Source organism: Thermococcus sp., assembly GCF_027011145.1.
Classification (GTDB): domain Archaea; phylum Methanobacteriota_B; class Thermococci; order Thermococcales; family Thermococcaceae; genus Thermococcus.
Map to the genome: position 1 here is coordinate 1 of NZ_JALVAO010000058.1, position 6,219 is coordinate 6,219.

7 protein-coding genes, 1 tRNA gene and 1 rRNA gene are annotated in these 6,219 nt (G+C 45.6%); 4 read left to right on the forward strand and 5 right to left on the reverse strand.

The window, feature by feature from the left end; all coding sequences use genetic code 11:
• The 3 genes from MVG27_RS07445 to MVG27_RS07455 form a co-directional block, all read left to right on the forward strand.
• On the forward strand, window positions 1-498 hold a 498-nt coding region (locus tag MVG27_RS07445; RefSeq protein WP_297556446.1), incomplete at its 5' end, for a hypothetical protein.
• Window positions 499-572: 74 nt separating this feature from the next.
• A complete protein-coding gene (locus tag MVG27_RS07450; protein WP_297551182.1) occupies window positions 573-1,073 on the forward strand; it encodes a hypothetical protein in 501 nt (166 codons plus the stop codon).
• A gap of 274 nt (window positions 1,074-1,347) precedes the next feature.
• Window positions 1,348-1,812: a hypothetical protein gene (locus MVG27_RS07455; protein ID WP_297551184.1), complete on the forward strand. Its 465-nt coding sequence runs from the start codon at window positions 1,348-1,350 to the stop codon at window positions 1,810-1,812.
• Here the strand turns inward: MVG27_RS07455 and gltA are convergent, their stop codons facing one another.
• Both gltA and MVG27_RS07465 read right to left on the reverse strand, forming a co-directional pair.
• Window positions 1,813-3,222: an NADPH-dependent glutamate synthase gene (gene gltA, locus MVG27_RS07460; RefSeq protein WP_297556448.1), complete on the reverse strand. Its 1,410-nt coding sequence runs from the start codon at window positions 3,220-3,222 to the stop codon at window positions 1,813-1,815.
• Window positions 3,223-4,074: a sulfide/dihydroorotate dehydrogenase-like FAD/NAD-binding protein gene (locus MVG27_RS07465; protein WP_297551188.1), complete on the reverse strand. Its 852-nt coding sequence runs from the start codon at window positions 4,072-4,074 to the stop codon at window positions 3,223-3,225.
• A 179-nt stretch (window positions 4,075-4,253) separates the two neighbouring features.
• Here MVG27_RS07465 and MVG27_RS07470 point away from each other — a divergent pair, with 179 nt between their 5' ends.
• Window positions 4,254-5,036: a 4-phosphopantoate--beta-alanine ligase gene (locus MVG27_RS07470; RefSeq protein ID WP_297551190.1), complete on the forward strand. Its 783-nt coding sequence runs from the start codon at window positions 4,254-4,256 to the stop codon at window positions 5,034-5,036.
• On the opposite strand, the gene MVG27_RS07475 is transcribed toward MVG27_RS07470, so the two are convergent.
• The 3 genes from MVG27_RS07475 to rrf form a co-directional block, all read right to left on the reverse strand.
• Entirely contained in the window at window positions 5,033-5,764 is a 732-nt protein-coding gene (locus MVG27_RS07475; protein ID WP_297467232.1) for a helix-turn-helix domain-containing protein, read from the reverse strand. The genes MVG27_RS07470 and MVG27_RS07475 overlap by 4 nt on opposite strands.
• 245 nt (window positions 5,765-6,009) lie before the next feature.
• Window positions 6,010-6,087 (reverse strand) — tRNA-Asp (locus MVG27_RS07480).
• Between the two features lie 8 nt (window positions 6,088-6,095).
• Window positions 6,096-6,217: ribosomal RNA gene (gene rrf, locus MVG27_RS07485) — 5S ribosomal RNA — on the reverse strand.
• Window positions 6,218-6,219: the final 2 nt, after the last annotated feature.

The following is a 6,219-nucleotide window of genomic DNA, read 5'->3' on the forward strand; positions in this document are numbered from 1 at the left end:
GCTGCCTCACCAAAACCTGATATTCCTCTCATATTCGTCCTATTCAAATTCAATCTTCACAGCTTAATTGACTTGCATGGAAGACTAATGAGCTATATCCACTCCAGATTCAAAGAACTTGAGGACAAAGTTTATACTGTTGTGGTTCCTGTTGACACACTTGAAATCCTCTTAAGGGCGCGTTTGTCTATAGTTTTAAGGGAGGGGGAGTTAAGTGAATCTGGTCTAGATAAGTTTTTCTCGTCCTTATTCACGAAGGAATATCTCAATATCCTGAAGAAAGAACAGAACCAAGAGATTGCTAAATCCCTTAGACGATATGCAACAAGCTTCAAAGGCTCAATAGAGGATTTCATGGAATTCAATGGCCTTTATATACTGCCTCCAGAGATTATTATTACAGAACTTGAAAAGCTAGCAAGCGAATATAGCTCTTTAAGGGAGTTAATTGATGATATCAAAAAAGCTGCAGAAGAGAGTAAATACTACTTCGATTGACACTACTGTTTAGTTCATTTGTACAGACAATGTTTATAATATTTTTAATTCAGAATGCTTTGGGGGGAGCCTAAGTGAAGGAAGATGATACAAAAACTATTAGGATCACAAAAGACGCCTATAAAATCCTCCACGCCAAAAAGAAGGAGCTATCCAGTATGAGTGGAGTCTCCTACTCTTACTCAGATGTGATACTAGCTGGATTAGCAATCTTAGATGCCTTAAGTGAGGAGCACGAAACTTTTGTTCTGGATCTCCTTAAATACTTCAAAAAGGCAAGACTTGAAAGGAAATCTGAGAAATCTAATATCCACATAGAGCATCTGTTCAAAGAAGCTACTAAGAAAGCTGAAGGCGAGATATCCTCTAAGCTCCTAAAAGACACTATTACTGGGATCATCCAGCATCTCATTGAAAGAGGCTATCCAGGGGCCGCTATGAGCATCTTATTAGGTCATGCCCATTTATTTGATGAATATGAAAGAAATAGGCTTAGTTTTGAGATACTGGCGGCAATGGGTGAGATGAGTCAGGTTACTACTAAAAAGAGATTGGAGAAAAAGTTAGAAGAATAAAATAAAATTGTAGTATTTTAGTTACCGATGACGCATATCTGTCTCCTTTGTTCTCCCTAGTTTTTAACAGCAAAACCTTTTAACCCCTCCTTTCTAGAGCACTTTTGGAGGGGTGGGATGATAAGGCACTTTCAACCGATGACACCCACTCCTCGGAAAAGTCTCCTTTGGCCGAAAGAAGGCCTTAGAAGGGAGATTCAAACTGCGAACCGATGAGGAGTGTCATCCCTCCTGATGTCGAGATGATGACATTATCCCCACCTGAGGTGATCCGATGCTGGGCTTTTTGAAGAAAAAGAAGAAGCACGGCCCCTTTGTTTACCTCAGTGAGCCCACCTTTCTCTATCACACCCAAACTGAAAAAGCCATTCTAGAGATCATTGAGGAGAAGCTCGGCTCCAACAACGTGCTCGTGCCCTCTAAATATGGAATAAGGGACACAAGCGACAGAATTAAAGAGGCCCAATACTTCGTTGCCGTCGCTCCCCTCGGCAAGTTTACCTCCCTCGTTGGTAGGGAAGTTAAACTCGCACAGGAGCTCGGGATTAAGGTGTTCACACTACTAGTGGCCAGGAGGGAAAACGAGCTGGTCTACCTCTGGGTCGAGGGCGTTCCGGAGGATGTTGAGTGGCTTTCCCCTGAGGAGACCCTTGAGTTCACTAAAACCTTCCTCAACAGCGAATTCATGGACTACCTCAAGAAAGGTCTTTTCTTTGGCTCAAGAAAAAGAGAATGGTAATCAGGAGCTCATTTTAGCTCGTATGTATTCATCTATAGCCTTAGCAGCTCTCTTCCCATCGCCCATGGCTAGAATAACCGTCGCCTCACCCCTTATTGCGTCACCACCGGCGAAGACTCCGGGAATACTCGTCATCAAGTTCTCATCTACAACCAGAGTTCCGTCGGGATTAGTTTTCAACGTGGTTTCATCGCTTATTATCTTGTTCGGCTCAAGGCCGATAGCAATGATAACAGTATCCGCCTCTACAGTCACGTATTCGCCTGTTGGCCTTATTTTTCTCTTACCCCTATGGTCTCTTTCCTCTAACGGTTCCATTTTCTCAAACTTCACTGCTTTTACCTTGCCATTTTCCCCAATGAATTCCACCGGCTGGACAAAATACATGAACTTAACGCCCTCTTCCTTTGCATGGGCAACTTCCTCCTCGCGGGCGCTTACATCTTCTTCTCCACGGCGGTAGGCTATAATTACCTCAGCTCCAAGCCTAAGGGCTGAGCGAGCAGCGTCCATAGCCGTGTTACCAGCCCCGATAACCACAACACGCTTTCCTATTGCTATTGGTGTGTCGTAATCCGGGAACTCATAGGCTTTCATGAGGTTTATCCTTGTTAAAAACTCGTTGGCACTGTATATCCTATCAAGCAAAATACCCGGTATGTTGAGGAGCTTAGGTGTTCCAGCCCCCGTTCCAATGAAGACTGCATCGTATTCCTTGAGCAGTTCCTCAATAGTTACAGTCTTTCCAACAACGTGGTCGGTCAGAATTCTCACACTAAGGCGATTTAATTTGGCGAGTTCATGGTTCAAAATCTCCTTAGGAAGTCTGAACTCCGGTATTCCATATATCAGAACTCCACCCGGCTTATGAAGTGCTTCGTAGATTGTAACCGAGTATCCCATTTTTGCAAGTTCACCAGCACATGTTAAACCAGCTGGACCAGCTCCAACAACGGCCACATTTCCTAACGTGCCACTACATTTCTCCTCGAACTCACAAAGGAGTTCTTCCTCTATTCCGTGTTTTCTAGCATAGTCAGCAACAAATCTTTCAAGCTTTCCAATGTTTACTGCCTGTCCAACCTTCCCAACAACACACGCTCCCTCACACTGATCCTCCTGAGGACAAACCCTTCCAGTTATAGCGGGTAGGGTGTTGTCGTTCCATATTATCCTCAAAGCACCTTCAATGTCTCCCTCTTTTATCTTCGCAATAAATCCAGGAATATTTATATGAACGGGACAACCCTTTATACAAGGTGCGTAGTTTTCAGGGCACTGAAGACATCTTTCGGCCTCTTTAACGGCTAGCTCGAAGGTATAACCCAAATTAACCCCCCCAAAATCTTTGATTCTTTCCTCAACGGGCCTTTCAGGAGTAGGAACACGCTCTTTGATAAGTTTTGGCATTTAAATCACCCCCTTTCTGCGAAGATACTCCAGATAACGTTCTTTGGCCAGCCTTTCCTGTTCTTTAAAACGCTCCGAATTTCTGCGTATGGCATCAACCCAGTCTATTTTGTGTGCATCAAAAACGGGCCCATCTCTGCAGGCAAACTTTACTTTTCCATCATAGAGAACCCTACAGGAACCGCACATTCCAGTTCCATCTACCATTATTTGTCTGACCGTTGCATAGGTTGGGATCCCATAGGGTTTAGTCAGCTCTGCAAGTTTTGCGAGGGAACCCAGCTTTCCGCCAGCAAATATAACATCAACTTTGTCTTTTTCAATAAGCTCTTTTACAATGTCAAGATAATGGCCTCTAATCCCAACGGATCCATCGAGGGTCGTTAAATAGTACTCGTCAGCAACTTCCCTTGCAAGAAAGCGCATTGGATAAACCCTTTCCTTATCTTCAAAGGTTTGAACTGATATTGTATAGTTACCCTCCTCTCTCATTGCCTTTAGCGTTGCATAGTTTTCGGCCTGACCACAAACTGCATCAGAAACAAAAGCAACTCTTCCGTAGTGCTTTACCTTTATGGGTTTTCCCAAGGGACCCACAAAGCTCCATAACTCATCTCCTGGGTTGTACTCATAATACAACTGGAGGCTGGTCTTTCCGAGTTTTCTAATGAACATCCCAATTTTTCCATTTTCCGCTTTATAAACTGACATTGGAACTCTTTCTCCTTTTTCGTGAAGAATAAAAACAACAAACTGGCCAGGTTTCCAAGCACTTGCGACATGAGGTGCCTCAACTTCGACAAAATAGTCTATGGGACTCAAATCTTCCTTTGCTGTAATGAGATATCCCACTATGGACACCTCCATTTAAGTCCATATTTGGTCACCAAAAGTTTTGAACCGAAGGTTTATACGATTTTCTTGAACCAATGGTTTAGAACCCGTTTCATGGCAAAAAAAGAAATTTCTTGCCTTTTCGAGAGGGCAGATATTTATTAAGTTTTCATGCAAAGATAATCTAGGTGACTAATATGGTGAAAATCCCCAAGAGTCATCCCCGCTACTGGAGCCTCTACTACCGGGAGAAAATCATCGAGGGAATGGAAAAGGGAATGACGGCCAAAGCCGGACTTATAGCTCATGGACGCGGTGAAGCCTTTGACTATCTCATCGGGGAGAAAACCATAGAACCGGCAGAGAGGGCTATGAAAGCGGCTGTTTCGAGGTTTCTCCTAGCTAAACATCCCGTTATTTCGGTCAACGGAAACGTTGCGGCTCTCGTTCCAAAGGAGACTGTAGAGCTGGCCAAAGCGTTGAACGCGAAGCTCGAGATAAACCTCTTCTACCGTACCGAGGAGCGCGTGAAGGCCATAGAGCGGGAACTCAGGAAGTATGATTCAGAAATCGAGATACTTGGAATAAATCCGAGCAAAAGGATTCCCGGTTTAGAACATGAGCGTGGGAAGGTTGATGAAAACGGCATCTGGAAGGCAGATGTTGTTTTAGTCCCCCTGGAGGACGGTGACAGGACGGAGGCATTGATTAGAATGGGCAAGTTCGTTGTTACCATTGACCTGAACCCGCTCTCAAGGAGCGCCAGAATGGCGGACATAACGATAGTTGACAACATCGTTCGCGCTTATCCAATTATGATTGAACTCGCCAAAGAAATGAGAGACCTCCCCCGGGAAAAGCTCGAAGAAATCGTTGAGTCATATGACAACGCGAAAACTCTGAGTGACGTCTTGATTCACATAAGGGACAGACTAACAAAGCTCGCAGAGGAAGGCATATGGAGAAGGAAGGAGCTTTAAAATTCTTTTTCAGTCTTTTCCACTAGCTTCCTCAGGTTGTTTATAAGTTCGGTCTCACTTGAGGCCTTTGAAACAACCAAGGGAACCCTTTCGCGCTCCGCGAGCTTAACCGCAAGCTCATCGAGCCTTTTAACGCCGTGGAGAACTATTACAGCGGGTTTCAGCCCCTGAACGCGCACCGCTATCATAGGGCTTCTCCCCGTCGTCACCTTCGTGAATACCAGTGCCCTCTCCGTCGTCCAGCCGTAGAGCTTGAGGAACTCCTCACTGCTCATCTCAAGTATTGCCCTTATGCTGTCAACGACGGTGTAGCCGTATATCCTCCTGTCGAGAAGATGGGGGTTTGCGACAACTTCACCACGAACGGCTTCGACAACGTCAGAAATCCTAACCGGAACCGCGAACTCTCTTATATCGAGTATCGCACTCGTGGGGAGTTCGCCCTCGATTGTCTTGCTGAATGCCCTTATTACGTTACCACCGCGTCTTTCATCAATCTCAAGTAGGGCCTCCACAAATTTCCTGATTGTAGAAGCACCGGGACTCTTTCTTCTACCGCCCTCGTAGTCGCTTATGACCGAAGAGGAAACGCCGAGGTATTCAGCAAGCTCCGTCTGGCTGATTCCAAATATTTCACGCCATTTTCGCATCGTCTTTCCGGGATCTGAAGAAAGAGTAATTTCTCCCGCAATTCTCTTGGCAAGGGCTTCCTTTTCCTTCTCCAGCATAATTGTTACTACCTATAATGGGTTATAAGCCTTTCGGCAATTGCTGAAATTGAGTTGGAACATCAGTGAAGGATTAAGGGGTTAAAATGCAGAAATTCAGAGATTCTAATTTTAAACGCGAAGGCTGATCAAGTCCTTTCTGGTGCAACCACTCAAGCGATTTTAACCCATATCTTTCATGGAAAACATACAACAAAAGAGAAAATCATCTATGTCCTGCCAGCGCTCGTAACATGAGAATTGTATGGCGCCCGGGCCGGGATTTGAACCCGGGTCACGGGAGTGACAGTCCCGTATGATAGGCCGGGCTACACCACCCGGGCGTTTGAGTGGCCGGCGGCGTTCCCGGTTTCCCGCCCCCTCCCGGAGGGCAGTACACCCGGGAACGCTGGCGGGCTTAACTTCCGGGGTCGAAACGAGACCGGGTGTAACCCCGCCGCTATGGCCGCCGTGCC